This is a genomic window from Thermus sp. (genome assembly GCF_039793865.1).
Taxonomy (GTDB): domain Bacteria; phylum Deinococcota; class Deinococci; order Deinococcales; family Thermaceae; genus Thermus.
This window is the reverse complement of the sequence record NZ_JBAMMI010000091.1, coordinates 19,455-44,961: the sequence shown is the minus strand read 5'-3', so window position 1 is coordinate 44,961 and position 25,507 is coordinate 19,455. Positions and strand designations below refer to the sequence as shown.

The 25,507-nt window shown below is 68.2% G+C and carries 21 protein-coding genes; 14 read left to right on the top strand and 7 right to left on the bottom strand.

Annotated elements, in window-relative coordinates; all coding sequences use genetic code 11:
• The first annotated feature begins 13 nt into the window (after positions 1-13).
• Complete coding sequence (gene rraA / locus ABJK26_RS08960) at positions 14-508, top strand: ribonuclease E activity regulator RraA (RefSeq protein WP_347241942.1); 495 nt, start codon at positions 14-16, stop codon at positions 506-508.
• Here rraA and mutL read toward each other — a convergent pair.
• Together mutL and mutS are read right to left on the bottom strand one after the other, a co-directional pair.
• Positions 402-2,036 carry a DNA mismatch repair endonuclease MutL gene (mutL, locus tag ABJK26_RS08955; RefSeq protein WP_347241941.1) on the bottom strand — a complete coding sequence of 545 codons (1,635 nt, stop codon included), beginning with the start codon at positions 2,034-2,036 and terminating at the stop codon, positions 402-404. The two genes, rraA and mutL, sit on opposite strands and share 107 nt — an antisense overlap.
• Positions 2,033-4,468: a DNA mismatch repair protein MutS gene (mutS, locus tag ABJK26_RS08950; RefSeq protein WP_347241940.1), complete on the bottom strand. Its 2,436-nt coding sequence runs from the start codon at positions 4,466-4,468 to the stop codon at positions 2,033-2,035. Before mutS ends, mutL begins: the two co-directional genes overlap by 4 nt.
• 143 nt (positions 4,469-4,611) lie before the next feature.
• Here mutS and ABJK26_RS08945 point away from each other — a divergent pair, with 143 nt between their 5' ends.
• Genes ABJK26_RS08945 through ABJK26_RS08935 form a run of 3 tightly spaced genes read left to right on the top strand, consistent with a single transcriptional unit; the run spans position 4,612 to position 6,746 of the window.
• On the top strand, positions 4,612-5,892 hold the full coding sequence (locus ABJK26_RS08945; RefSeq protein ID WP_347241939.1) for a molybdopterin-dependent oxidoreductase: 1,281 nt from the start codon (positions 4,612-4,614) through the stop codon (positions 5,890-5,892).
• A gap of 12 nt (positions 5,893-5,904) precedes the next feature.
• Positions 5,905-6,309: a cytochrome c gene (locus ABJK26_RS08940; protein ID WP_347241938.1), complete on the top strand. Its 405-nt coding sequence runs from the start codon at positions 5,905-5,907 to the stop codon at positions 6,307-6,309.
• Positions 6,306-6,746: an MOSC domain-containing protein gene (locus ABJK26_RS08935; RefSeq protein WP_347241937.1), complete on the top strand. Its 441-nt coding sequence runs from the start codon at positions 6,306-6,308 to the stop codon at positions 6,744-6,746. Before ABJK26_RS08940 ends, ABJK26_RS08935 begins: the two co-directional genes overlap by 4 nt.
• Before the next feature lie 53 nt (positions 6,747-6,799).
• Here ABJK26_RS08935 and ABJK26_RS08930 read toward each other — a convergent pair whose 3' ends face one another.
• Positions 6,800-8,458: a 5'-nucleotidase C-terminal domain-containing protein gene (locus ABJK26_RS08930; protein ID WP_347241936.1), complete on the bottom strand. Its 1,659-nt coding sequence runs from the start codon at positions 8,456-8,458 to the stop codon at positions 6,800-6,802.
• Positions 8,459-8,656: 198 nt separating this feature from the next.
• Here ABJK26_RS08930 and glnA point away from each other — a divergent pair, with 198 nt between their 5' ends.
• The 10 genes from glnA (at position 8,657) to ABJK26_RS08880 (ending at position 19,874) form a co-directional block, all read left to right on the top strand.
• Positions 8,657-9,997: a type I glutamate--ammonia ligase gene (glnA, locus tag ABJK26_RS08925; protein WP_347241935.1), complete on the top strand. Its 1,341-nt coding sequence runs from the start codon at positions 8,657-8,659 to the stop codon at positions 9,995-9,997.
• A gap of 144 nt (positions 9,998-10,141) precedes the next feature.
• A complete protein-coding gene (locus ABJK26_RS08920) occupies positions 10,142-11,308 on the top strand; it encodes a branched-chain amino acid ABC transporter substrate-binding protein (RefSeq protein WP_347241934.1) in 1,167 nt (388 codons plus the stop codon).
• 66 nt (positions 11,309-11,374) lie between these two features.
• Positions 11,375-12,343, top strand: a complete 969-nt coding sequence (locus tag ABJK26_RS08915; RefSeq protein WP_347241933.1) for a branched-chain amino acid ABC transporter permease — start codon at positions 11,375-11,377, stop codon at positions 12,341-12,343.
• Positions 12,340-13,668 (top strand): branched-chain amino acid ABC transporter permease, encoded by a 1,329-nt coding sequence (locus ABJK26_RS08910; protein WP_347241932.1) that lies wholly within the window; start codon positions 12,340-12,342, stop codon positions 13,666-13,668. Before ABJK26_RS08915 ends, ABJK26_RS08910 begins: the two co-directional genes overlap by 4 nt.
• The gene (locus ABJK26_RS08905; RefSeq protein WP_347241931.1) at positions 13,665-14,444 is read left to right on the top strand and encodes an ABC transporter ATP-binding protein; all 780 of its coding nucleotides are present in this window, start codon (positions 13,665-13,667) and stop codon (positions 14,442-14,444) included. The genes ABJK26_RS08910 and ABJK26_RS08905 overlap by 4 nt, the downstream gene beginning before the upstream one ends.
• Positions 14,441-15,154, top strand: a complete 714-nt coding sequence (locus ABJK26_RS08900) for an ABC transporter ATP-binding protein (protein ID WP_347241930.1) — start codon at positions 14,441-14,443, stop codon at positions 15,152-15,154. Before ABJK26_RS08905 ends, ABJK26_RS08900 begins: the two co-directional genes overlap by 4 nt.
• 84 nt (positions 15,155-15,238) lie before the next feature.
• The gene (locus ABJK26_RS08895; protein ID WP_347241929.1) at positions 15,239-16,819 is read left to right on the top strand and encodes an ABC transporter substrate-binding protein; all 1,581 of its coding nucleotides are present in this window, start codon (positions 15,239-15,241) and stop codon (positions 16,817-16,819) included.
• Between the two features lie 51 nt (positions 16,820-16,870).
• Positions 16,871-17,881, top strand: coding sequence for an ABC transporter permease (locus tag ABJK26_RS08890; protein ID WP_347241928.1), 1,011 nt, complete (start codon positions 16,871-16,873; stop codon positions 17,879-17,881).
• Between the two features lie 3 nt (positions 17,882-17,884).
• A complete protein-coding gene (locus tag ABJK26_RS08885; protein WP_347241927.1) occupies positions 17,885-18,733 on the top strand; it encodes an ABC transporter permease in 849 nt (282 codons plus the stop codon).
• 94 nt (positions 18,734-18,827) lie between these two features.
• Positions 18,828-19,874: a protease complex subunit PrcB family protein gene (locus ABJK26_RS08880; RefSeq protein WP_347241926.1), complete on the top strand. Its 1,047-nt coding sequence runs from the start codon at positions 18,828-18,830 to the stop codon at positions 19,872-19,874.
• On the opposite strand, the gene ABJK26_RS08875 is transcribed toward ABJK26_RS08880, so the two are convergent.
• From ABJK26_RS08875 to ABJK26_RS08860, 4 genes are all read right to left on the bottom strand, one after another.
• Positions 19,806-21,002: a cyanophycin synthetase gene (locus ABJK26_RS08875; RefSeq protein ID WP_347241925.1), complete on the bottom strand. Its 1,197-nt coding sequence runs from the start codon at positions 21,000-21,002 to the stop codon at positions 19,806-19,808. The genes ABJK26_RS08880 and ABJK26_RS08875 overlap by 69 nt on opposite strands.
• Before the next feature lie 3 nt (positions 21,003-21,005).
• The gene (locus tag ABJK26_RS08870; protein WP_347241924.1) at positions 21,006-22,808 is read right to left on the bottom strand and encodes an ABC transporter ATP-binding protein; all 1,803 of its coding nucleotides are present in this window, start codon (positions 22,806-22,808) and stop codon (positions 21,006-21,008) included.
• A complete protein-coding gene (locus ABJK26_RS08865; protein WP_347241923.1) occupies positions 22,805-24,541 on the bottom strand; it encodes an ABC transporter ATP-binding protein in 1,737 nt (578 codons plus the stop codon). The genes ABJK26_RS08870 and ABJK26_RS08865 overlap by 4 nt, the downstream gene beginning before the upstream one ends.
• A 132-nt stretch (positions 24,542-24,673) precedes the next feature.
• A complete protein-coding gene (locus ABJK26_RS08860) occupies positions 24,674-25,504 on the bottom strand; it encodes a hypothetical protein (RefSeq protein WP_347241922.1) in 831 nt (276 codons plus the stop codon).
• Positions 25,505-25,507 lie beyond the last annotated feature (3 nt).

Sequence of the window (25,507 nt, the reverse complement as noted above, 5' to 3'; positions counted from 1 at the left end):
CTACTATATCCCCATGGAGACCAGGACCACGGACCTCTCGGACCTCTACCCGGAAGGGGAAGCCCTCCCCATGGTCTTCAAAAACTTTGGCGGCAGGGCCCGTTTCGCGGGGCGGGTCAGGACCCTTAAGGTCTTTGAGGACAACGCCTTGGTGCGCAAGGTCCTGGAGGAGGGAGGAGAAGGCCAGGTCCTCTTCGTAGACGGAAAAGGCTCTTTGCGCACGGCCCTCCTCGGGGGCAACCTGGCCCGCCTGGCCTGGGAAAAGGGGTGGGCCGGGGTGGTGGTCCACGGGGCGGTGCGGGACACGGAGGAACTCAGGGAGGTCCCCATCGGCATCCTGGCCCTGGCCGCCACCCCCAAAAAAAGCGCCAAGGAGGGCAAGGGAGAGGTGGACGCGCCCCTTACGGTTCTCGGGGCGCGGGTGCTTCCGGGAAGCTTTCTCCTAGCCGACGAGGACGGGATTCTTCTCCTCCCCGGGCCCCCGAGCGGCGCCCAAAGCGGCGGATGAGGTCCTCCTCGGTGAGGGCCAAGAGCACCGGCCTCCCATGGGGGCAGACCCAGGGGGTCTCGCAGGCGAGGAGGGCGTCCAGCAGGGCCTGGCCCTGGGCCTGCCCCAAGGGGTGACCCGCCTTGAGGGCGGGCAGGCAGGCGAGCCGGGCGAGAAGCCCCCGAAGGCTCCCTCCCTCGCCCCGCAGGGCCTCCTTGAAGACCTCGGGAAGCAGAAGGGGGTAGGGGTGGAGAAAAGGAGGCGCCTCCAGAAGGCGGACCCTCAGGGGCCCGAAGGGCTCGTAGGCGAAGAGCCGCCCCTCCATCCCCTGGCCCAGGCGCTCCGCCTCTCCGGGAGAGAGCTCCACCAAAACCGGGTACGGGAGAGGGGCCAGGCCCTCGGCCTGAAGGCGCCGCCTGAGCTCCTCAAAGAGCACCCGCTCGTGGGCGGCGTGCTGGTCCACGATGTAGAGGGTGCCCTCCCCCTCCGCCAGGAGGTAGCTCTCCCGGAACTGGGCGAGGAAGCGGAGCCGGGGAAGGCCGGAAGGGGTGGGCGGGGGGAGGGGAAGAAGGGGCTTGGGGTCGGGGAGGAGGCGGGCCAGGTTTTTCCGGCCCAGGGCCTCCCTAAGGGCTTCCTCCACGAAGGCCTCCGCCTCGGGCTCCAGGGAAACCTCCTCCTTGCGGGCATCCAAGCGGAGCCGGTAGGCGGAAGGGGGAAGCCTGAGGTTTAGGACCCCTACGGGGAAATGCCCCTCGGGGAGGAGCTCCCGGTAGGCCCGGCGCACGGCCTTGAGAAGCCCTGGAGGAAAGGCCACGGGGCGGACGTTCACCGAAAGGAAGAGGGCGTCTTCCCGGGCGCGGGAAACCTGGGGGCCGGAAAGGAGCCCCACCAGGGCCCACTCCCCCGCCTCGGCCTCCACGGGGAAAAGCCTCTCGGCCAAGACCCTACCGAAGGCAAGCCGGGCCGCCTCTAGAAGCCCCGCCCCCGGGAAGAGGAGCCTCGCCTCCCCCTCCACGAAAAGGGCCAGGGAGAGGTAGGGGTGGTGGAGGAGGTAGCGCCTGAGGAGCTCCAAAACCCCCCGGACCTCCCCTTTGGGGTCCCGCCCCTCGCCCCCGAAGAGGCCCAGGACCTCCACCCGGGTACCTGGGGGGGCGGGGCCCTCCTTCACCTCCACCCGCTCCCCCTTCACCCAAAGGAGGCCGCCGCCGAGCTGCTTCCGGGGCCGGGAGCGGATCTTGAGCGTGGCCGCCTGCCTCAGGGCGTAGAGGGCCTGGCCCCGGAAGCCCAGGGTGCGGATCCTCCCGGGGTCCTGGAGCTTGCTGGTGGAGAAGGGCTCCACGGCGAGGGGGAGGTCTTCCAGGGGAATCCCCTCCCCGTCGTCCTCCACCACGAGCCTTTCCAGCCCTCCGCCCCATAGCTCCACCCGCACCCTCCTGGCCCCCGCGTCCAGGGCGTTTTCCAGAAGCTCCCGCACGGCGTCCCGCACGGAAAGGAGGACCTCTCCCCGAGCGAGAAGGCCCCGAAGCTCCGGGGGCAGGGGGCGGATCACCCCTTCATGCTACCCAAGGGGGCGCCGAGGGCCAAGGCCCGTAGCTCGTGGAGGAGCCTCAGGGCCTCGAGGGGGGTGAGGCGGTCGGGGTCTAGGGCGAGGAGGCGCTCCAAGACCTCTTCCAGGGCGCCCTCCCGCCTCGCGGCCATGGCCTGGAGGAGGGCCTTGGCCCGGGCCACCACCCCCTCCGGCAGGCCCGCCAGGGCCGCCACCTCCACCCCGTAGCTCTTGGAGGCGGGGCCCGGGAGGACCTGGTGGTAGAAGACGAGCCCCCCCGCCTCCTCTTTGGCGGCCACGTGCAGGTTCTTGAGCCGGGGCAGGGCGAGGGCGGTGAGCTCAAAGTAGTGGGTGGCGAAGAGGGCGTAGCACCGCCGCTCGTGCAGGGCCTCGGCCAAGGCGGTGGCGATGGCCACCCCGTCCAGGCTGCTCGTGCCCCGGCCCACCTCGTCTAGGAGGACCAGGCTCCTCTCCGTGGCCTCCTTGAGGATGAGGGCCACCTCCTCCATCTCCACCATGAAGGTGCTCTTCCCCCCGGCGAGGTCGTCGGAAGCCCCGATCCTCGTGTAGATGCCGTCAAAGAGGGGAAGATGGGCCTCCTCCGCGGGCACGAAGCTCCCGATCTGGGCGAGGAGGGCGATGAGGGCGGTCTGGCGCAGGAAGGTGCTCTTCCCCGCCATGTTGGGCCCGGTGACGAGGACGAGCTCGTGGGCCATCTCCAGGTCGTTGGGGACGAACTCCGCGCGGCGCTCCACCACCGGGTGGCGGCCCGCCCTTATGCGAAGCCTCTCCCCGAAGCGGGGCCGGGTGTAGCCGTAGCGCACCGCCACCTCGGCGAGGGCGGCAAAGACGTCCAGCTCGGCGAGGATCCTCGCCGCCTCCCTCAAGGCCTCCGCCTCCTTCCTCGCCCTCTCCCTGAGGGCCAGGAAGACCTCCTCCTCCCGCCTCTTGATCAGGGCCTCGAGGCGGTAGAGCTCCCGCTCCCGCTCCTTCATCTCCGGCAGGGTGTAGCGCTGCCGGTCCTTGAGGGTCTGGACGGGGCGGTACTCCTTGGGCACCTCTTCGTAGTAGGGGCGGGTCACCTCCAGGTAGTAGCCGAAGACGGCGTTGTACCCCACCTTGAGGGTGGGGATGCCCGTCCTCTCCTTCTCCCGGGCCTCGAGGTCCAGAAAGTAGGCTACCCCCTCGGCGTGGGCCCGCCTCAGGGCGTCCAGGTCGGGGTCGTACCCCTCCCGGATGAGCCCCCCCTCGGAGACCTTGAGGGGGGGGTCCTCCACCAGGGCCGCCTTGAGCTCCTCCCGAAGGCCGGAGAGGTCGGGAAGCCCCACCTCCTCCCCAAGGAGGCCCCCAAGCTCGGGGAGGATCTCCAGGCTCCGGCGGAGAGCGGCGAGGTCTTTGGGGCTCGCCCGGCCGAGCTCAAGCCGGGTGGCCAGGCGCTCCAAATCCGCGAGGCGGAAGAGGAGCCGCCGCACCCCCTCCCTCAGGGCCCCCTCCCGCACGAAGCGCTCCACCCGGTCAAGCCTCGCCTCCAGGGGGCCCCTCTCCAAGAGGGGGTGGCGGAGCCAGGCCTGGAGGAGCCTGCGGCCGGGCGCGGTCCTGGTCTCGTCCAGCACGGAGAAGAGGGTGTCCTGCCCCCTTAGGGGTTCAAAGACCTCGAGGGCCTTCAGGCTCGCCTCCGGCAGGCGCACGAAGGCCCCGGGGTCGTAGAGGCGGAAGGGCCGCACGCTCAAGGCCCCCCCCTGGGTGGCCCGGGCGTAGGCGAGAAGCGCCCCCTGGGCCCGCCTCAGGGCCAAGGGCCCCTCCCCTTCCGGCGCGAAGGGGGCCTCGGAGAGCATCACGGGAAAGCGCTTGCGGAACTCCTCCAGGAAGGCCCCGTTTTCCCGAAGCTCCGGGGCGAGGAGGACCTCGGCGGGCCGGTGGCGGAAAAGCTCCTCGTATAGGGCGCTTTTGCTCTTGAGGAGGGTCCCCTTGAACTCCCCGGTGGAGACGTCCAAAAAGGCCAGCCCCCACCCGTCCCCCGTGGCGACGGCGGCCAGGTAGTTGGCCTCCCGGGGAAGGAGGGCCTCCTGGGTGAGGGTCCCCGGGGTGAGAAGCTGGGTCACCTCCCGCCGCACCAGGCCTTCCGCCTCCTCGGCGGGCTCCACCTGGTCCGCCACCGCCAGGCGGAAGCCCATCTTGAGGAGCCTCTCGGCGTAGGCGTCAAAGGCCCTTATGGGGATCCCCGCCATGGGGGTGGTGAAGTCCTTGCTGGTCTTGTGGGTGAGCACAAGGCCGAGGGCGCGGGCGAGCCGCTCCGCGTCCTCCCCAAAGCACTCGTAGAAGTCCCCCACCTGGAAGAGGAGGAGGTAGTCGGGGTAACGGTCCCTCAGCTCCACGTACTGCTGGAGGAGGGGGGGTAGGGGACCCGGGCCCTCGCCCTTCAGCACGCCTTTCATCATACGCCGCCTCGGCTCCCAAAGTACCCCTGGCGCAGGCGCGGGGGAGGGGCGCTGGCCAGGCCCAAACCCTCCCCCATACCCCCCCTTTGACACGGGGAGCCCCTTTGGGTAAGGTACGGATGTCCCTTTGGGAGGACACCATGGGAAAAACGGTTAACCGGCGGCAACTCCTCAAGCTCCTAGGCGCAGGCGGGGCCCTCCTGGCCTCGAGGCCCGCCCTGGCCCAGACCTCGGCCCAGGCGGAGGAGGCCCTCCCGAGCTTCACCGGCCCCAAGGCCAACCCCTACTGGAACGGGGTCCACCCCTACGCCGTCTACCCCCAGAAGCTCCCCCTGCTCCGCATGACGGACCGCCCCATCCAGCTGGAAACCCCCCGCCACTACTTCCGCACCGTCTTCACCCCCAACGAGGCCTTCTACGTGCGCTACCACCTGGACGAGATCCCCAACGAAATAGACCTCTCCACGTGGCGCCTAAAGCTTGAGGGCAACTTTGAGCGGCCCGTGGAGCTTTCGCTGGAGGACCTCATCCGCAAGTTCAAGCCCGTCTCCATCGCTGCCGTGAACCAGTGCTCGGGCAACTCCAGAAGCCGCTTCCAGCCCCGGGTCCCGGGCGGCCAGTGGGGCAACGGGGCCATGGGCAACGCCCTCTGGACCGGGGTACGGCTCAAAGACCTCCTGGACTACGCCGGGGTGAAGCCGGGCACGGTGCAGATCCAGTTTGAGGGGCTGGAGCGGGGCAAGGGGCCGGAAAACCTGGGCTCGGGCCGCTTCCTGAAGTCCTTGGACCTGGACGACCCGGTCATAGAGGAGGTCATCCTGGCCTACCTCATGAACGGGGAGCCCCTTCCCATGCTGAACGGCTTCCCCCTGAGGCTCGTGGTGCCCGGGAAGTTCGCCACCTACTGGCTCAAGCACGTGACCTGGATCCGGGCCCTCACCGAGGAGGACAAGAACTTCTGGATGGCCTCCGCCTACCGGGTCCCCGACACCCCCAACGGCTCCACCACCCCCGAGGACGTGGCGGCGGGCCGGGTCAAGACCGTGTCCATCGGTCACTTCAAGATGCCGGTGCGCTCTTTCATCATTGATCCCGACGGCTCCTACCCCCTCATCGCCGGGCTTCCCGCCAAGATCCGGGGCATCGCCTTCAGCGGCCACGGTAAGGTGGTGAAGGTGGAGGTCTCCACCGACGGCGGCCAGACGTGGCACCAGGCCTTCCTGGGCCCGGACTACGGCAAGTACTCCTTCCGCACCTACGAGTTCACCTGGCGGCCCGAGCGCCCCGGCACCTACGTCCTGGCGGTGCGGGCCACGGACGAGAAGGGGAACGTGCAGCCGGACACCGGGGTTTGGAACCCTGGCGGATACCTTTGGAACAAGATTGAGCGCCAGGAAGTGGTGGTCCTGGCCGCGAAGTAAGGAGGTTGAGCGATGAAGCGTCGTTGGCTGACCCTCACGGCCCTGCTGGCCCTCGGCTTAGGCGTGGCGCAGATCCCGGGGGTGGTCCAGGGGAACTACACGGGCGGCACCCTCGGCACCATCACCCAGCCCGCCCCGGCCCAGCCCAGCGAGGGCAGCGTCTACCGGGTCGGGGCTTGGCCCCTTTACACCGCCGAGCTTCCCGACGGCCCTGGCAAGGAGCTCGTCCTCTCCTACTGCCAGGTGTGCCACAGCGTGACCTACATTCCCATGCAGCCTCCCCTTCCCGCCGCCACCTGGGAGGCCGAGGTCACCAAGATGATCAAGACCTACGGGGCCCAGATCCCCGAGGACGCGGCCAAGCAGATCGTCGCCTACCTGCAGGCCCACTTCACGCCTGAGACCCGCAAGGAATGAACCGGGTTCTCTCCCTCCACCTGGGCACGGGGCCGGGGCTACCCAAGGCCCAGGTGGAGGAGCTTATCCTCGTGGCGGGCTTCGGGGCCCAAGGGGACCGGCACGCTGGGAAGGACCCCGACCGGGCGGTGTTGGTGGCGGGGCTTCCCGCCTACGAGAAGGCCCAGAAGGCGGGGATAGAGCTCCCCTTCGGGGCCCTGGGGGAGAACCTCCTCCTGGACCTGGACCCCCACGCCCTGCCCCCAGGGGCGAGGCTTCGGGTGGGGGAGGCCCTTCTTCAGCTTTCCCACGTCTGCACCGTGTGCAAGAGCCTCTCCCAGTTTGACCTCCGCCTGCCCAAGCTCCTCTACGGGGGGCGGGGGGTGTACGCCCGGGTCCTTCAGGGCGGGGCGGTGCGGGTGGGGGACCCGGTCCTCGTCCTCGCCCCAGCCGGATAAAGAAGAAGGGAAAACCTCCCCGGGGAGGCTTCCCCGGGGGGCGTCCTTTGGGGCTACACCCCCACGAGCCCCGGCACCCGGTAGGCGAAGTAGGCGGGGCGCTCCCCCTTGGGCTCGTTCAGGACCTCAATCCGCCCTTCCAGGCCCGCCTCCACCGCCTTGAGCTCCTTCAGGTAGTCCATGAAGCTCTCGGCGTCCGAGAAGCCCGTGTCCACCCGGTAGCCCTGGGCCTCCTTGAGGACGGCGAAGCCGTCCCCCCCGTTGGCGATGAAGTTGTTCACCACCACGCGGTAGGTGGCCTCGAGGTCCAAGGGCACGTACCCCTTCTCCGTCCTCACCTCCACCCGCACCACCCGGCTCCCCGCAGGGCGGGCGAGGTCAAAGGCGTAGCGCAGGCCCGAAACTTGGAGGAAGCGGCCCGCCTGGTTCTCCCACTGGGAGACCCCGTTCTCCAGGGCGGCCAGGACCTCCTTGCCCTTGAGGTCCATCACCACCAGGGTGTTCCCGAAGGGCAGGACCTCGTAGACCTTGCCCACGGTGATGGGGCCCTTGGGGATGGAGGCCCGGATGCCCCCGCCGTTTTGCAGGGCGATTTGGGTGCCGGCGCTCTTGGTCTTCCAGAGCATGCCGTCGGCGATGAGGTTCCCCAGGTTGCTCTCCCGCCTCCGCACCACGGCCCGCTCCCCCACCAGGTCCACCTTGGCCTCGGCGATCACCTGGCTCATGAGGGCCATCACCGGCTGGGCGTAGGCCAGGAGGGCCTCCTTGGCGAAGAAGTCCTCGGGAGCGGCCTCGGGGGTCATGAGGAGGGCCTCCCCCTTGTAGGCGAGAAGCTCCCCCTTGGCCCCGAAGGTGACCTCCAAAAGGCCCACCACCTTCCCCCACTCCCAGGCCTGCACCACCAGGACGTCCTTCCCCTCGGGGTTCTTGACCACCGTGGGGTAGGGCCCGGCGGGAGCGAGCTCTTTGTGGGGGAAGCTCCCCAAGAGGGTGTGGGAGTGGCCCCCCACGATCACCTGGGCCCCCACGAGCCTCCGGGCGAGCTTCAGGTCCTCGGCGTAGCCCAGGTGGGAGAGGACCACGATCTTGTTCACCCCCTTGGCGAGGAGCTCGTAGACCGCCTTCTGGGCGCTCTCATAGGGGTCCAGGAAGGCCACGGTGGGCCCAGGGTTGGCGATCTCCTTGGTGTCGGGGGTGGTGAGGCCGATGACCCCGACCCGCTCCCCGCCCACCTCCACCACGGCGTAGGGGGCGAAGAGGCCCTTCAGGCGAGGCTCCTGGCTTGCGTCCACGTTGGCCGAGACCACCTTGAACCTCGCCCCCTTGAGGAAGTCCGCCAAAGGCCCTGGGCCCAGGTCAAACTCGTGGTTCCCCAGGGCCATGACCCGGTAGAGGGCCCGGTGCATGAAGTAGCGGTCCGCCAGGCCCCGGTACTGGTTGAAGTAGAGGGTGCCCTGGAAGACGTCCCCCGCGTCCAGGAAGAGGAGGTTCCGCCTCGAGGCCCTAAGCCGGTCAAAGAGGGCGATCCGGCGGGCCACGCCTCCCACCGGGGTCTTCTTGCCGGAGAGGGTGAGCTCCACGGGCTCCAGGTGGGCGTGGGTGTCGTTGGTGTGGACCAGGGTCAGGGTGAAGCCTCCCTGGGCCAGGGCCCGGCCGAGCCCGGCCAGACCCCCCAGGGCCATACCCGCCTTCAATACCTCCCGCCGTTTCATGTCCGCCTCACCTCCGCGACCAGTTTACCCTCAGACCTTCAGGGCGGCGTCAAGAGGGCCGCATGACTATTCGTTCCGGCGTATTTGGCTTGGCGTGTGGCTATCCCTTGACACTAAGCACATTTTGCTTGTACACTCGGCGGCAAGATCCGGGCTAAAGCTCGGCTTTAGCCCGATCGGTCGCGCAAGGAGGCGAAAATGGGGCACACCAAGGCCGAGATCTTAAAGGCGCTCAAGGGGGAAAAGGTCAAGTTCTTGCGGCTCCAGATCACCGACATCCTGGGCGTGGTCAAGAACGTGGAGGTGCCGGAATCCCAGTTTGAGAAGGCCCTGGACGGGGAGATCATGTTTGACGGCTCCTCCATTGAGGGCTTCACCCGCATCGAGGAGTCGGACATGCTCCTAAGGCCGGACTACAACACCTTCGTCGTCCTCCCCGACCTGGTGGAGGATTCCGCCCGGGGGCGGGTGGCGCGGCTCATCTGCGACGTCCACTACCCCGACGGCCGCCCCTTTGAGGGGGACCCCCGCCACGTCCTCAAGCGCCAGATAGAGCGTCTGAAGAAGCTCGGGTTTGACAACCTGTACGCCGGTCCCGAACCCGAGTTCTTCCTCTTCCTCAGGACCCCGGAGGGCCTCCCCACCACCGAGACCCACGACCGGGCGGGCTACTTTGACCTGGCCCCCATCGATAAGGGCGAGGAGGCCCGCCGGGACATGGTGAACGCCCTGGTGGCCATGGGCTTTGAGATCGAGGCCGCCCACCACGAGGTGGCCCCAGGCCAGCACGAGATTGACTTCAAGTACGCCGACGCCCTCACCACCGCCGACAACATCGCCACCTTCAAGTGGGTGGTGAAGCGGATCGCCCTCAACCACGGCCTCCACGCCACCTTCCTGCCCAAGCCCATGCGCGGCATCAACGGAAGCGGCATGCACACCCACCTCTCCCTCTTCAAGGGCGGGGAGAACGCCTTCTATGACCCCAAGGCCGAGTACCAGCTCTCCCAGACGGCCCTCCACTTCATCGCCGGGCTCTTGGCGCACGCCGAGGGCATGGTGGCCATCACCAACCCCCTGGTGAACTCCTATAAGCGCCTCACCCCCGGCTACGAGGCCCCCACCAACATCGCCTGGTCCGCCTCCAACCGCTCCGCCATGATCCGCATCCCGGCGCGGCGGGGCGTGGGCACACGGGCCGAGCTCCGGATGCCCGACCCCTCGGCCAACCCCTACCTGGCCCTGGCGGTCATGGCCGCCGCGGGCCTGGACGGCATAGAGCGGAAGCTCCTCCCCCCGCCCCCCATCCAGCGGAACATCTACCAGATGAGCGTGCGGGAAAGGCGGAAGCACAAGATCCGGGAGCTTCCCGGGACCCTCAGGGAGGCCCTCGAGGCCCTCAAGAAAGACCCCGTGATCCGGGAAGCCCTGGGGGAGCACGTCTACACCCACTTCCTCCAGGCCAAGCAGATGGAGTGGGACGACTACCGGGTCACGGTTCACCAGTGGGAGCTGGACCAGTACCTGGCCACATACTGACCCCGGGTATCCGGCCCCCCGCCTTGCCCCGGGCGGGGGGTGACCCTTGGGTCAGGAATAAACTTACAGCGGGGCATTGACAAACCCACCTACCCCCCCCTTAGAATAGGGCCGCAACGCGAGCGCGTGCTTAAGGAGGTCGGTATGAGGAAAATCGGGCTTCTGGTAGCAGGTGCGGTTGCCTTGGGCATGGCCTTGGGGCAGGCCAACGTGATCAAGATCGCCACCCAGTCCCCCCTCTCCGGCCCCCAGGCCGCCTTGGGCGAGCAGATCAAGCTGGGGGCGGAGCTGGCCATCGAGGAGACCAAGGCCCGGTTCAAGGCCCTAGGCTTTGACCTGGTCCTGGTGCCCTACGACGACCAGGCCAACCCCGACGTGGGCGTGGCCAACGCCAACCGCATCATCAACGACCCCGACATCCTGGGCGTGGTGGGCCACCTGAACTCCGGCGTGGCCATCCCCTCCAGCGAGGTCTACGCCCGGGTGGGGCTGGTCATGGTCTCCCCCGCCAACACCAACCCCCGGGTCACGGACCGCGGGCTTCCCAACGTGAACCGCATCTGCGGGCGCGACGACGTGCAGGGGCCCGTGGGGGCGGAGTACGCCTTCAACAACCTCAAGGTGCGGAACGTCTTCGTCATCCACGACAAGACCGCCTACGGCCAGGGGCTGGCGGAGGAGTTCAAGAAGCGCCTCGAGGCCCTGGGCGGTAAGGCGGTGGCCTTCGTGGGCACCGAGGAGCAGTCCAACTTCACCCCCATCATCAACCAGATCCGGGGGGCGAGGCCCGTTCCCGAGCTCGTCTACTTCGGGGGCATCTACAGCCAGATCGGGCCCTTCGTGAAGCAGCTCCGCGAGCGCGGCGTGAAGGTCCGCCTCATGGGCGGCGACGGCCTGGACGCCAGCGAGTTCGTGCGCCTGGCGGGCAAGGAGAGCGCCGCCGGCACCTTCTACACCACGGTGGCGGGCCCTGTCTCCGCCTTCCCCAAGGCCAAGGCCGTGGCCGAGCGCTTCAAGCGGAAGTACGGCAAGGACATGGAGGGCTTCGGCATCTACGCCTACGACTCCGCCAACGTGATCTTGATGGCCCTGGAAAACGCCATCAAGGCCGCCGGGGGCAAGAAGCCCACCCGGGAGCAGGTGAGCCAGGAGGTCCGCAAGGTCAAGATGGAGGGCCTCACTGGCACCATCGAGTTTGACGACAAGGGGGACAACAAGAAGGCCAAGTACTTCGTCATGCAGGTGGCCGCGAGCGGCAACTGGGCCGACAACAAGCTCATCCGCGTGATTGAGATGGCGGCCCCCAAGTAAACTCGAGGGGACGCCTGGAGGGGGTGGCCTCCCGGCCACCCCCTTGGCCCGAAGAAAGGAGGTCCCTTGCTAGAGCAGATCCTCTCCATCCTGCCCCAGGTGATCTTCGACGGCCTGGTGCTGGGGTTCGTCTACGCCATGGTGGCCCTGGGGTACACCATGGTCTACGGGGTGCTGGAGCTCATCAACTTCGCCCACTCCGAGATCTTCATGATCGGGGCCGTGGTGGGGGTGGAGGTCTTCCGCTACCTGGCCCCAAAGGTGCCAAACGGCTTCCTCCTCCTCCTCATCGCCCTCCTCCTGGGCGGGGCCCTGGCCGGGGGAACGGCCATCCTGGTGGAGCGCTTCGCCTACCGCCCCTTGAGGAAGCGGGGTACCACCAACCGCCTGGTCCCCCTCATCACCGCCATCGGGGTCTCCTTCATCCTCCAGGACCTGGTGCGCCTCATCGAGGGCCTCTGGCACAACGAGTTCTTCCTGCGCATGCGCACCGTGGAGGACCTCGAGGGCTCCTTTGACCTCTTCGGTGGGGCCATCTTCATCCAGACCAAATCCCTCATCCTCATCGGGGTCTCCATGGCCATGCTGGTGGGTCTCACCTACCTGGTGAACCGCACCAAGCTCGGGGTAGCTATCCGCGCCGTGGCCCAGGACCTTTCCACCGCCAGCCTCATGGGCATTGACCCCGACCGCATCATCTCCCGCACCTTCCTCATCGGCGGGTCTTTGGGCGGGGTGGCCGGGGTGCTCTTCGCCCTGCAGTACACCACGGTGAACGCCTACGTGGGCTTCCTGCCGGGCATCAAGGCCTTCACCGCCGCGGTCTTGGGCGGTATCGGCAACATCCCCGGAGCCATGCTGGGGGGCTTGGTGCTCGGCCAGCTGGAAAACTTCTTCGGCACCTACCTGCCCATCCTGACGAACGGCAACTTCGGCACCGAGTACAAGGACGTGGTGGCCTTCCTCATCCTTATCTTCATCCTCCTCTTGCGGCCCCAGGGCCTCCTGGGGCAGGTGGTCAAGGAGAAGGTATGAACGCCCTCGCCCTCGCCCTAAGCCTGGGCTACCTGGCCCTCGCCTTCTTCACCCCAGGAGCCTTGAGCAACTTTTTCGGCCTAGGCGCCCTCCTCTACACCGCCTTCGCCCGCCTTACCCCGAACGCCCGCGCCCTAAACCTTGCCCTCCTCACCCTGGCCTTTACCCTGGGTCTCCAGCGCTCCGGCAACACCCTGGGCCTCATCGGCCTGGTGGGTGTCCTGGTGGCCCTGACCACCCTGCCCAGGATCCCCACCTGGATCCGGGTCCTGCTGGGCCTGGCCATCCTCCTTCTTTCTGTCCCCGTCGCGGGTTTCGCCAACACCTTCGTCTTTGAGCTGGGCATCCAGATCGGCATCTACGCCGCCATGGCCCTGGGCCTCAACGTGGTGGTGGGGATGGCAGGGCTTCTGGACCTGGGCTACGCCGCCTTCTTCGCCGTGGGGGCCTACACCTGGGCCATCTTCGGCTCGGAACAGGCCAGGAACTTCATGAGGGGCAACTTCCCCCTGCCCGGGGAGTACATGTACCTCTTCATGGGGATCGCCATCGTCACCACCGCCCTCACCGGCCTTCTCATCGGCCTGCCCGCCCTGCGCTTAAGGGGGGACTACCTGGCCATCGTCACCCTGGGCCTTGGGGAAGTGGTGCGCATCCTGGCCAACAACCTGGACCACCCCATCAACTTCACCAACGGACCCCAAGGCATCACCCCCGTCGTGCGCCCCCCTATAGGCTGGTTCCGCAACCTCATGGCCCATCTGGGCGTGCGCCTGGATCAGACCACGGACTACCAGCTCTTCTTCTACCTCCTGGTCCTCCTCATGATCGGCCTGGTGGTCCTGGTAAACGTCAACCTCGCCAACTCCCGCTTCGGCCGCGCCTGGGTGGCCATCCGGGAGGACGAAACCGCCGCCCGCTCCATGGGGATTCCCCTCCTCCCCACCAAGCTCCTGGCCTTCATGACCGGGGCGGCCTTCTCGGGGGTCATGGGGGTGATCTACGCCGCCCAGCGCACCTTCGTCTCCCCAGAGTCCTTCACCCTCTTGGCCTCCATCACCATCCTGGCCATGGTCATCCTGGGGGGGATGGGCTCCATCCCCGGAGCCATCCTGGGGGCGGCGGCCCTCACCATCCTCAACCTGGACGTCCTCAAGACCTTCAGCGAGTTCGTGCGCACCAGCTTCCCCCAGATCCCAAGCCAAGTGGACCCCGCCAAGTACGAGAGGCTGGTCTTCGGGCTTATCCTGGTGCTCATGATGATCTTCCGCCCGGAAGGGCTGATCCCTGAGAGGCGCCATCGGGCGGAGATGGAGGAAGCATGAAGGCCCTCGAGGTCCATGGCGTCACCAAGCGCTTCGGCGGCCTGGTGGCCGTGAATCAGGTGAGCCTTTCCGTGAACCAGGGGGAGATCTTCTCGGTCATCGGCCCCAACGGGGCGGGCAAGACCACCTTCTTCAACCTCCTTACCGGGATCTACGCCCCCGACGAAGGCCGGATCCTCTTTTTCGGCAAGGACATCACCGGCTTCCCCCCCGACCGCGTGGCCAAGGAGGGGGTGGGACGCACCTTCCAGAACATCCGCCTCTTCGGGGCCATGACCGCCCTGGAAAACCTCCTGGTGGGGATGCACGTTCACATCCGCGTGCCCTACTTCCACGCGGTCTTCCGCACCGCCCTCGCCCGGAGGGAGGAGAGGCGGGCACGGGAGGAGGCGGAAAGGCTCCTCGCCTACGTGGGGCTTCTCCACCGGAAGGACGAGCTGGCCAAGAACCTCCCCTACGGGGAGCAGCGCAAGCTGGAGATCGCCCGGGCCCTGGCGCTCAGGCCCAAGCTCCTTCTCCTGGACGAACCCGCCGCCGGGATGAACCCAAAGGAGACGGAAGCGCTCCAGGAGTTTATCCAGAAGCTCCGGGAAGAGCTTGGCATCACCATCGTCCTCATTGAGCACGACATGCGCCTCGTGATGCGCATCTCCGACCGCATCGCCGTCTTGGAGTACGGGTCCAAGATCGCCGAGGGCACCCCCGAGGAGGTGCGGAGAAACCCCCGGGTCATCGAAGCCTACCTGGGCAAGGGGGCGGCGGGGGGTGCGGCATGAGCCTTTTGGAGCTCAGGGACGTCCACACCTACTACGGGCACATCCACGCCCTAAAGGGCATCTCCCTCCGGGTAGAGGAGGGGGAGATCGTCACCCTCATCGGTTCCAACGGAGCGGGCAAAAGCACCACCTTGCGCACCATCAGCGGCCTGGTGAGGCCAAGACAAGGCGAGGTCCTCTTCCAGGGTAAGCCTATCCACCGCCTCCCCGCCCACGAGATCGTGGCCTTAGGGGTGGGGCACGTGCCCGAGGGGCGGAAGATCTTCCCCCGCCTCACCGTGGAGGAGAACCTGGAGATCGGGGCCTACCTGGAGAAGGACCGCAAGGTGGTGGAGGCGCGCAAGGAAGAGGTCTATAGCCTCTTCCCCCGCCTCTACGAGCGCCGCCAGCAGAAGGGGGGTACCCTCTCGGGAGGCGAGCAGCAGATGCTGGCCATCGGCCGGACCCTGATGCAAAACCCCCGCATCCTCCTCATGGACGAGCCCTCCATGGGCCTCGCCCCGGTGCTGGTGGACTTCATCTTTGAGATCATCCAAAAGCTCAACCGGGAAGGGCGCACCATCCTCCTGGTGGAGCAAAACGCCCGTCTGGCCCTCCAGATCGCCCACCGGGGCTACGTCCTCGCCACGGGGGAGATCACCCTCTCGGGCCCCGCCAAGGAGCTGGCCCAGAACCCCGAGGTGCAGAAGGCCTACCTGGGGGAAGGCTAGACCCCACCTCCGCTTGCGCCCCCTGCCGGGGGCGCCTTATACTTCGCCTGTACCCAAAGGGGCACGCCCCGGAAAGGAGCGGGTATGAAGAAACTCCTCATAGGCGCCCTGGTTGCGATGAGCCTCGGAGCGGCCCAGAAGACCCTGGTCTTCGGGGCCAACGGGGAGCCGGTGAGCCTCGAGCCCGGCAACATCACCGACGGCATCTCCATCTACGTCCAGCGCCAGATCTACGACACCCTGGTGGACTTCAAGCCGGGGAGCACCGAGGTCACGGCCGGCCTAGCCACCAGCTGGTTCAGCAGCCAAGACGGCAAGGTCTGGACCTTCCGCCTGCGCCAGGGGGTGAAGTTCCAAGACGGCACCGAGCTCACCGCCGAGGCGGTGAAGTTCAACGTGGAGCGCTGGTGGGACCCCAAGAACCCCACCCGCATTGACGCCGCCGCCCGCTACGAGATCTGGCCCGAGCTTTTCGGCGGTTTCAAGGGCGAGGAGGGCTCCTTACTGAAGGAAATCCAGGTGGTAGACAAGTACACCATCCGCTTTGTCCTCACCCAGCCCTTCCCCGCCTTCCCCGCCGCCATCGGCTCGGGCTACTTCGGCATCGCAAGCCCAAGCGCCATAAGGAAGGACGGGGCCAAGTACGGCTCTCCCACGGGAAGCGCCGTGGGCACCGGGCCCTTCCGGCTGGTAGAGTGGCGGCCTGGGGAGCAGATCGTCCTGGAGAGGAACCCCACCTACTGGAAGGCGGGCCTCCCCAAGATGGACCGGGTGGTCATCAAGGTCATCAAGGACCCCGCCGCCCGCCTGGCGGCCCTCAAGGCCGGGACCATTGACTTCACCACCGACATCCCCCCCGCCAACCTCAAGGACCTCGAGGCCGACCCGAACCTCCAGGCGGTCTTCCGCCCCTCCTTCAACGTGGGCTACCTGGCCCTAAACCCCGCCTACAAGCCCCTCTCCGACCCCAGGGTGCGCCAGGCCATCGCCATGGCGGTCAACAAGAAGGCCATCGTCCAGGCCTTCTGGGGGAAGCTGGGCCTGACGGACGGCCACTTCACCCCCCCTTCCATGAAGGCCTTCCAGTCGCCCAAGGTGACGGACTACGAGTACAACCCCCAGAAGGCCAAGGCCCTCCTGGCGGAGGCGGGGTACCCGAACGGGTTTGACCTGGAGCTCTGGTACATGCCCGTCTCCCGGCCCTACTTCCCCACCCCCAAGGAGATCGCCGAGGCCATGGCCGCCGACCTCTCCGCCCTCGGCATCCGGGTGAAGCTCCAGACCAAGGACTGGGCCAGCTACCTGGCGGACCGGAAGAAGGCCCCCGGTTTCCAGGCCTACATGCTGGGCTGGACCGGGGACTACGGCGACCCTCAGAACTTCTACGACCCCCACTTCGCCTGCCCCATCGCCGACCTCTTTGACGGCGCCGGCAAGCCCCTTTGTGTGAAGGAGCTCGGGGACCTCCTCGCCAAGGCGGCCACCACGCCAGGCCTCGAGGAGCGCAAGCGGCTTTACCAGCAGGCCGACGAGCTCACCTTCAACCTCGCCCTCCGCATCCCCATCGTCCACTCCCAGCCCCTCCTCGCCAAGCGGAAGAACGTGACCGGCTGGACCCCGAGCCCCCTGGGCTCCGAGTCCTTTGAGACGGTGGAGAAGCGCTAGGCCCTTTGGTCCCGGACCCCCCTAGGGGGGGTCCGGGCTTCTTGCGGAAACATGGGAAGCTACGTTTTGAGACGGCTTTTGGGACTGGTCCCGGTCCTCTTCGGGATCAGCTTCCTGGTCTTCCTTTTTCTCAAGCTCATTCCCGGGGACCCCGCCCAGGCCATCCTGGGCGAGCGGGGCAGCCCGGAACAGCTCCAGGCGCTACGGGAAAAGCTCGGGCTAAACCGCCCCCTCCACGTGCAGTACCTCACCTTCCTCAGGAACGTGCTGACCGGGGACCTAGGGGTGAGCGCCGTCTCCACCATTCCCGTGGGCGAGGAGCTGAAGCGCCGCTGGCCTGCCACCTTTGAGCTGGCCCTGGCCGCCACCGCCCTCGCCGTCCTCCTGGGAATCCCCATCGGCATCCTCGCCGCCGTGCGGCGGAACACCCTATGGGACACCCTCTCCATGTCCTTCTCCCTGGTGGGGGTGTCCATGCCCGTCTTCTGGCTCGGCCTCCTCCTCGTCTATCTCTTCGCCGTGAACCTCCACTGGTTGCCCACGGGAGGCCGGCTCTCCACCGACCTCGCCCTGAACTTCCGCCCCCTCACGGGCTTCCTCCTCCTGGACGGCCTTCTCGCGGGGAAGCCCCACGTGACCTGGGACGCCCTGCGGCACCTCGTCCTCCCCGCCGTCACCCTGGGCACCATCCCCCTGGCCATCATCACCCGCATCACCCGGAGCGCCATGCTGGAGGTCCTCTCCCAGGACTACGTGCGCACCGCCCGGGCCAAGGGCCTCTCCGAGCGCCAGGTGATCCTCAAGCACGCCCTGAAGAACGCCCTCCTGCCGGTGGTGACCATCGTGGGCCTCCAGTTCGGCACCCTCCTCGGCGGGGCCATCCTGACCGAGACCATCTTCTCCTGGCCCGGCATCGGCTCCTACATCTACGAGGGGATCCTGAACCGGGACTACCCCGTGGTCCAGGCCGGGGTACTGGTGGTGGCCACGAGTTTCGTCCTCATCAACCTCCTGGTGGACCTCTCCTACGCCCTTCTGGACCCCCGCATCCAGTACAGGTAAGCCATGGAAAGCCCTACCCATCAAGCCCTCAAGCGGTTCCTCAAGTCGCCCTCGGGCAAGGTGGGCCTGGCCCTCACCCTGGCCCTGGTCCTCCTCGCCCTCTTCATCCCGGTGCTCAAGCCCTACGACCCCACCACGGACCGCGACTACCTCAACCGCCTCAAGCCCCCCTCCCTGGAACACCCCTTTGGCACGGACCACCTGGGGCGGGACATCTTCACCCGGGTCCTTCATGGAAGCCGCATCTCCCTCCAGGTGGGGGTCCTCTCCGTGGGGATCGGCCTCGTGGCGGGCACCCTCTTGGGCCTCATCGCCGGCTTCTTCCGAGGGCGGACGGAGGTGGCCATCGGCTGGCTCGCCGACCTTCTCCTCGCCTTTCCCGGAACCCTCCTCGCCATCGCCATCGTGGCCGTGGCCGGGCCGAGCCTGCAAAACGCCATGATCGCCATCGGCGTGGTGCAGATCCCTGTCTACATCCGCCTCGCCCGGTCCATGGTTCTCTCCTTGAGGGAGCAGGACTTCGTCCAGGCGGCCGTGGCCCTGGGGGCGGGGAACGGCCGGATCCTCTTCAAGCACATCCTCCCGGGCACCCTCCCTCCCCTCGTGGTCCAGGCCACCCTGTCCATCGGGACGGCCACCCTCGAGGCCGCCGCCTTGGGCTTCCTCGGCCTCGGCGCCCAGCCCCCCGCCCCCGAGTGGGGGGCCATGATCGCCGACAGCTTCAAGGGGGGCTACGCCATGAACGCCCCCTGGACCATGATCTTCCCGGGGCTTTTCATCATGATCACCGTGCTGGCCTTCAACCTCCTGGGGGACGGCCTCCGGGACGCCTTGGACCCGAGGAGCCGCTAAGTTACGCCGGGCCTCCCCACGACCTCCGTCCGGCCAGCGCACACTTAAAGGGAACCTCAACGGAAGGCGGGGGGCGAAGGGGTATCATGGGGCCATGAGGAAAGGCCTTCTCGCGGCACTCCTCCTTCTTCTTTCTGCCTGCCAGGTACTGGAAGGCTCGGGCTACCGGGTGGCCGAGGCCCAGCTCCTCTTCCCCGAGGCCACGGAGCGCTGGACCTACTTCTACGGGGAGCCCAGGGAGGTGCGGCTCTCCGAGAGGACCCTCCGGCTGGAAAGGCCCCAGGGGGAGAGCCTTTGGGCCGTACCTGGGGCCCTCTGGGTAGGGGATAGCCCGGTGCTCCGGGAGGTGGGCCCCGCCCTCCGCCCCCCGGCCGAGGCGGTGCGGGGAATCTCGGGAAGCCTCCTGGAGGTGCGTACCCAGGCCGCCCTCCGCTCCACCTGGCTCTTTGACGGGGCGGGCTGGGTGCGGCTCACCGGGGGCATGAAGGAGGGGGAAAGGCGTGTGGTCTCCCAGCCCGCCGAGTACCGCACCCCCGAGCTCTACGCCTTCACCGAGGCCGAAACCCGGGTCCTCCTGCGGGAGGTGCTGGCCCGGCGGGGGGGCAGGCAGGTGGTGCTCTTTGAGCTCGCCGAACCGGTCCTGCGGCCCCTCAGCCTGGACCCCGCCCCCGACGCCTACCGGGCGGGGGCCCTCCTCGTGCAGTACGGCCTTAAAGTGGAGCTGGTGAGCCCGCCTGCTCCCCTCTACCGGGTCCTGGACCGGGGCGTGAACGCCGCCTACCAGGAGGAGGCCCCCAGGGCCTTCCTGGCCAACGACCCCAGCCGCTTCGCCGAGGTCTGGGGGCTCGTGGCGGGCAACCGCCTCCCCCGCCCCCCCACCCCCGCGGTGGACTTCCGCACCCGGAGCGTGGCCGCCTTCTTCTGGGGCCTGAAGCCCACGGGGGGGTACGGCCTCGAGGTGGCCGGGGTCACCTACGCCGGGGAGGCCGCCCGGGTGGTCCTCTCCCTCACCTCTCCCAGGCCTGGGGCCATCGTCACCCAGGCCCTCACCAGCCCCTACGTGGTGCTGGAGCTACAGAAGGTCCGCCGGGTGGTCTTCGCCGACCCCTCGGGCCGGGTCCTGGCCGAGGACCGCGAGTAGCCGCCCCACCAGGTACAAGGAGCCCGCGGCGAGCACCGGGGCCCCGTCCTCTCGGGCCCGCGCCAGGGCCTCCTCCAGGGCCTCCCGGGGGTCCTCAAAGAAGGGGGTCCCAAGCTCCGGCCCCAAGGCCCCCTCCCCCGCCCGGGCGTAGCGGACGCTCCTCGCCTTGGGAAGGAGGTGGGCGAGAATACCCCCCACGTCCTTCCGGGGAAAGGCGCCAAAGAGGAGGTGGTAGGCGGAAAACTCCCGGGCCAGGGCCTCGGCCGCCGGGGGGTTGTGGGCCCCGTCCAGGTAGACCTCCACCCCCTCCACCAAAAAGCGCTCCATCCGCCCCGGGTGCCGCGCTTCCAAAAGCCCCCGGGCGATGGCCTCCTCGGGGAAGCCGAGAAGCCGCAGGGCGGCGGCGGCGAGGCGGGCGTTTTCCTCCTGGTAGGCCCCCTTGAGGCCGGGCGGGGCGGGGAGGGCGAAGAGGGGGTCCTCGGGGTCCAGGACGAAAAGGGGCGCCCCCCGCTCCTCCGCCACCCTTCGGGCCACCTTTAGGCCCACCCCCCTCGCCCCCGTGACCACCGGGACCCCTTCCCGGAAGGCCCCGGCCTTCTCCCGGGCCACGGCCTCGAGGCTCCCCCCCAGGGCCTCCAGGTGGTCCTCCCCCACGTTGGTGAGCACGGTGAGGACCACGCGGGGAAGGGCGTTGGTGGCGTCCTTCTCCCCCCCCACCCCGGCCTCCACCGCGGCCAGGGCCACCCCCCTCTCCCGGAAGTGGAGGAAGGCAAGGGCAGTGGCCAGGTCAAAGAAACCCGGGGGCTCCTCCCAGGCCTCCCCCTTGGCCCACGCCACGAAGGCCACCACCCTTTCCTCGGGCACCAGGCCCAGGTGGGTGCGGATCCTCTCCCGGAAGTCCACGAGGTGAGGGCTGGTGTAGGCCCCGTAGGCGAGGCCCCGGGCGCGGAAGGCGGCCTCGAGGTAGGCCACCACGCTCCCCTTGCCGTTGGTGCCGAGGACGTGCACCGCCGGGAAGGCCCCCTCGGGGTGGCCCAGGCGGGCGAGGAGGGCCCGCACCCGGCCCGTGCCCCGCTCCCCCGTGCGCCTTTGGGCGAAGAGCCACTCCAGGGCCTCCCGGTAGGTCATGGCCTACTCCGCGTACTGCAGGCGGTAGAGGGTGGCGTAGTACCCTCCCTTCGCCAAGAGGGCCTCGTGGGTCCCCTCCTCCAAAAGCCTCCCCTTGCGGAAGACCAGGATGCGGTCCACCCGGCGGATGGTGGAGAGGCGGTGGGCGATGAGGATGGAGGTCCTGCCCTCCATGGCCCGGTAGAGGGCCTGTTGCAGCCGGGCCTCGGTCTCGGAGTCCACGTTGGCCGTGGCCTCGTCCAGGATGAGGAGGATGTCGGGGCTCATGAGGAGGGCCCGCACCAGGGCGAGAAGCTGCTTCTCCCCCGTGGAAAGCCCCGCCCCCCTCTCCCCAAGGAGGGTGCGGTACCCCTGGGGCAGGCGCAGGATGGCCTCGTGGACCCCCAAAAACCTCGCCACCTCCACCACCTTCTCCTCGGGGATGGAGGGGTCAAAGAGGCGCAGGTTGTCCAAGACGGTGCCGGAGAAGAGGAAGGGGTCCTGGAGGACGATGCCGATGTGGCGGCGAAGGTCCTCCTGGCGGTAGTTCCGCACGTCCTCCCCGTCTATGCGCACCTCGCCCCGCTGGGGGTCGTAGAAGCGGGCGATGAGGCTCACCACGCTGGTCTTCCCCGCCCCCGTGGCCCCCACCAGGGCCACCTTCTCCCCCGGGCGGATGCGGAAGGAAACCCCCCTTAGGACCCAGTCCTTCTCCGTGGGCTCCACCCCCTTGGGGGTGTAGGCCAGCCAGACGTCCCGGAACTCCACCTCCCCGAGGAAGCGCAGGATGGGCTTGGGGTTCTCCGGGTCCTTGAGCTCCTCCTCCGTGTCCAAGACGCCGAAGATGCGCTCGGCGCTGGCCATGGCCCCCTGGAAGAGGTTGAACTTGTCCGAGAGGTCCTGGAGGGGCTGGAAGAGCTGGCGGGTGTAGTCCACGAAGGCCACCAGAAGCCCCAAGGAGGCCGCCCCCCGCACCACCTGGCCGCCCCCCACGTAGATGAGGCTGGCCACGGCAAGATCGCCGAGGAAGCCCACCACGGGGAAGAAGAGGGCGAACCAGCGCACGATCTCCACCCAGGCCCAAAGGAGGTCCCGGCTTAAGCGGTCCAGCTTCTCCTCCCGCTCCTTCTCCTTCACGAAGAGCTTTATGGTCTCCACCCCGGAGAGGTTTTCCTGGAGGGCGGCGTTCAGGCGGGCAAGCCTAAGGCGCATCTCCCGGTAGGCGGCGCGCATCCCCTGCCGCACCCAGGCGGTGACCCAGAGGAGGACGGGGACCACCAGGAGGACCACCAGGGTGAGCCTGGGGCTTAAGGTCAGCATGAAGGCGAGGAGGCCAAAGAGGGTGAAGAGGTCGGCGACGACCCCCACGAGCCCTCCCGTAATGAACTGGTTGATGGCGTCCACGTCGGAGGTGATGCGGGTCATGAGGCGGCCCACGGGGTTTTTGTCGTAGAAGCCCGGGTGGAGGCGCATGAACTTGGCGAAGAGGGCGCTCCTCAGGTCAAAAAGGACCCGCTGCCCCACCCACTGGATGAGGTAGGTCTGGCCGTAGGTGGCGGCGAAGTTCACCCCCCGCACCAGGAGGAACCCCAGGCTCACCCAAAGGAGGAGCTGGAAGCGCTCGGGGAGGGGCTTGGGCTCCTTTGGCACCAAGGCCCCGTCTATGGCCCACTTGAAGAAGAGGGGGGTGGCCGCGGCGGTGAGGGTGGTGAGGAGGAGGAAGAGAAGGGCCAGGCCCACCTGGAAGCGGTAGGGCCTCACGTACTGGAGAATCCGGGCGAAGAGCGCCCGGTCAAAGGCCTTGGTGTAGGCGGTCTCCTCGTTCACCCCTCCACCTCCTCCATGCGCTGGATGCGGTCCAGCTCGGCGTAGAGCCCCCCGGCCTCGAGGAGGCTCTCGTGGGTCCCCTCCTCCACGATCCTCCCCCCGTCCAAGACCACGATCCAGTCGGCGTGGCGCAGGGTGGCGGTGCGGTGGGAGATGAGGAAGGTGGTCTGCCGCCCCAAGACCGTTTTTAGGCCTTGGAGGATCCTGGCCTCGGTCTCGGTGTCCACGGCGCTTAGGGCGTCGTCCAGGATGAGGATCTTGGGCCCCTTGGCCAGGGCCCGGGCCAGGGCCACCCGCTGGCGCTGGCCCCCGGAGAGGGTGATGCCCCGCTCCCCGAGGACGGTCTCGTACCCCTTGGGGAAGGCGAGGATCTCCTCGTGGACCCCGGCGAGCCGCGCCGCCCACTCCACCCGCTCAGGGTCCGGCCGCTCCAGGCCGAAGGCGATGTTTTCCAGGATGGTCTCGCTGAACAAGAAGGGCTCCTGGGGGGCCACCCCCACCGCCTGGCGCAGGACCTTGAGGGGCAGGCGCCGCGCCTCGTACCCCCCCACCCAAACCCGCCCCTCCGTGGGGTCCAGAAGGCGGGGGATGAGGGCGGCGAGGAGGCTCTTGCCCGAACCCGTGCGCCCGGTGATGCCCAGGGTCATGCCCTCGGGGACGGTGAGGGTGAGGTCCTTGAGGACCCAGCGCCCCCCGAGCTCAAGCCCCACCCCCTCCAGGCGCACCTCCCCCGAGAGGTCCTTTAGGCCCACGGGCAAGGGGTCCTCGTCCCGGATGCGGGGCTTTTGGTCCAGGATCTCCAGGAGGCGCTTCAGGCTGGTGAGCCCCCGCTGGTACATGGCCATGACCCAGCCCAGGCCCAGGATGGGCCAGGTGAGCTGGGCCAGGTAAGCGTTGAACTGCACCAGCTGGCCCACGGTCATCTCCCCCCGGACCACCATCCCTCCCCCCACCCAAAGAACGGCGAGAAAGGCGAACCCCATGAGGAAGCCCAAGAGGGCCTGCATGGGGCCCTCCACCCGGGCCAGGGCCAGGCTCTTCTCCACGTAGACCCGGTTGAGGTCTTGGAAGCGGGAAAGCATCCGGCCCTCTAGGGCATACCCCTTCACCACCCGGATGCCGCTGAAGGCCTCCTGGGCCAGGGTGCTGATCTGGTCAAAGGCCTCCTGGGCCTCGCGGTAGCGGCGGTCCACCAGCCTGAGCAGGTAGAAGACGAAGAGGGCGATGACGGGCAGGATCAGGGTGAGGTAAAAGGCCAGGCGGGCGTTCACCGCGTACATGGAGCCGAAGGCCAGGAGGACCAGGAAGGAAAGGCGGCTTCCCATCATGATCCCCGGGCCCACCATCTCCCGCACCGCGGAGAGGTCGGTATTCAGGCGGTTCATCAGGTTCCCCACCCGGGTACCCTGGTAGAAGCTCCGGTCCAGGCGGAGGAGGTGGTGGAAGAGGTCCCGCCTGAGGTCGTACTCCACCAGGCGGCTCGCCACCACCGAAAGGCGCCGCATGGCGTAGGAAAGCAGGGCCGAGGCCGAGGCGGCAAGGAGGAGGTAAAGGGCGTACCGCCCGTAGGGTCCTCCGCGGCCCACCGCGTCCACGGCGAGGCGCAGGAAGTAGGGCCCCAGGACGAAGAAGAAGATGGAGGCCAAGCCCGCCAAGACCCCCAGGAGATACCGCCCCCGGTAGGGAGAGAGGTACGGGAGGAGGCGGTAGAGGAGGGCTGACCGCTCGGTCATGTCCTGAGTCTAAGCCAGAAGGCCCCAGCCTCAAGGGGCCAGGCCACAGGCTTGTACCCTTTTGGCGTGAACCCTTCGCCTAAGCGCTGTGGGCCTTCTTTCCCGGGGCCCTCATGCTGGCGCAAGGTGGTATTACCCCCCCATCTCCCGCTTGAGGGCCTTAAGCTCGCCTTCCCAGTCCTCCCCCAGGGTGAGGAGCCGGTGGGGTTTGGTGAGCCTCCGGGCCGCCTTCCTGAGCAGGCCGGGGATGGGCGGGCAGGCGTAGGAGACCACGAGGAGGAGGGCCTTGACCCGGCCCAGGCGGTGGAGGTAGTGGACCATGCCGAGGAGCTCCCGGTCCGTGGGCAGGTCCATGGGGAGGAGGCGGTCCCCCTCCTCGCGGAGCCTCTCCGGGGGCAGGTCGGGGAAGAAGGGGAGGAGGTCCACCCGGGCCAGGGCCTCCGCCACCTCCCTCCGGAAGGCCTCGTCCTCCAGGAGGTAAGGCTGGGCCACCACCCCCACGCTTCCTGGCGGGGTCTTGAGGGGTGGGGCGGGCTTGAGGAGGCTTTTGGTCTGGTCCAGGGCCCGGCCTACCCGCATGGGGTTGCGGGTGAGGATCTGGCCGATCTCCCCCGCCCGGCCCAAGACCCGCTCGGAAAGCTCGGCGGGCACCTTGAGCACCGGGGGAAGCCCGGGGTAGTAGCGGTGGAGGGTGGCCTCGAGGTCCAAAAGCCAGGGGCACTGCCCTCCCCCCCGCTCGGATTCCACCCCCCCCTGCAGATCGGGAAGGAGGAGGTAGTCCACCCCCTTCGCCTTCAAGGCCTCCACCTGGGAAAGAAGCCCTTGCACGGGCAGGCAGTAAGGCAGGCGGGAATCGGGGTCAACCGAGGCCCGCACCACCTCCACCCCCAAGGCGCGAAGGTAGGCCTCCCAGAAGCCCAGGTACCGCCTTGAGAGGAAGCCCTGAAGGACGCCCACGCGCATACG

Bases quoted from the DNA above. Each gene is read 5' to 3' on its own strand.
- ABJK26_RS08890 (WP_347241928.1), top strand. From the start codon at position 16,871: ATGGGAAGCTACGTTTTGAGACGGCTTTTGGGACTGGTCCCGGTCCTC.
- ABJK26_RS08905 (WP_347241931.1), top strand. From the start codon at position 13,665: ATGAAGGCCCTCGAGGTCCATGGCGTCACCAAGCGCTTCGGCGGCCTG.
- ABJK26_RS08865 (WP_347241923.1), bottom strand. From the start codon at position 24,541: ATGACCGAGCGGTCAGCCCTCCTCTACCGCCTCCTCCCGTACCTCTCT.
- ABJK26_RS08885 (WP_347241927.1), top strand. From the start codon at position 17,885: ATGGAAAGCCCTACCCATCAAGCCCTCAAGCGGTTCCTCAAGTCGCCC.
- ABJK26_RS08920 (WP_347241934.1), top strand. From the start codon at position 10,142: ATGAGGAAAATCGGGCTTCTGGTAGCAGGTGCGGTTGCCTTGGGCATG.
- rraA (WP_347241942.1), top strand. From the start codon at position 14: ATGGAGACCAGGACCACGGACCTCTCGGACCTCTACCCGGAAGGGGAA.
- mutS (WP_347241940.1), bottom strand. From the start codon at position 4,468: ATGAAAGGCGTGCTGAAGGGCGAGGGCCCGGGTCCCCTACCCCCCCTC.
- ABJK26_RS08900 (WP_347241930.1), top strand. From the start codon at position 14,441: ATGAGCCTTTTGGAGCTCAGGGACGTCCACACCTACTACGGGCACATC.
- ABJK26_RS08880 (WP_347241926.1), top strand. From the start codon at position 18,828: ATGAGGAAAGGCCTTCTCGCGGCACTCCTCCTTCTTCTTTCTGCCTGC.
- ABJK26_RS08940 (WP_347241938.1), top strand. From the start codon at position 5,905: ATGAAGCGTCGTTGGCTGACCCTCACGGCCCTGCTGGCCCTCGGCTTA.
- ABJK26_RS08945 (WP_347241939.1), top strand. From the start codon at position 4,612: ATGGGAAAAACGGTTAACCGGCGGCAACTCCTCAAGCTCCTAGGCGCA.
- ABJK26_RS08860 (WP_347241922.1), bottom strand. From the start codon at position 25,504: ATGCGCGTGGGCGTCCTTCAGGGCTTCCTCTCAAGGCGGTACCTGGGC.
- glnA (WP_347241935.1), top strand. From the start codon at position 8,657: ATGGGGCACACCAAGGCCGAGATCTTAAAGGCGCTCAAGGGGGAAAAG.
- ABJK26_RS08910 (WP_347241932.1), top strand. From the start codon at position 12,340: ATGAACGCCCTCGCCCTCGCCCTAAGCCTGGGCTACCTGGCCCTCGCC.
- ABJK26_RS08875 (WP_347241925.1), bottom strand. From the start codon at position 21,002: ATGACCTACCGGGAGGCCCTGGAGTGGCTCTTCGCCCAAAGGCGCACG.
- ABJK26_RS08930 (WP_347241936.1), bottom strand. From the start codon at position 8,458: ATGAAACGGCGGGAGGTATTGAAGGCGGGTATGGCCCTGGGGGGTCTG.
- ABJK26_RS08895 (WP_347241929.1), top strand. From the start codon at position 15,239: ATGAAGAAACTCCTCATAGGCGCCCTGGTTGCGATGAGCCTCGGAGCG.
- ABJK26_RS08935 (WP_347241937.1), top strand. From the start codon at position 6,306: ATGAACCGGGTTCTCTCCCTCCACCTGGGCACGGGGCCGGGGCTACCC.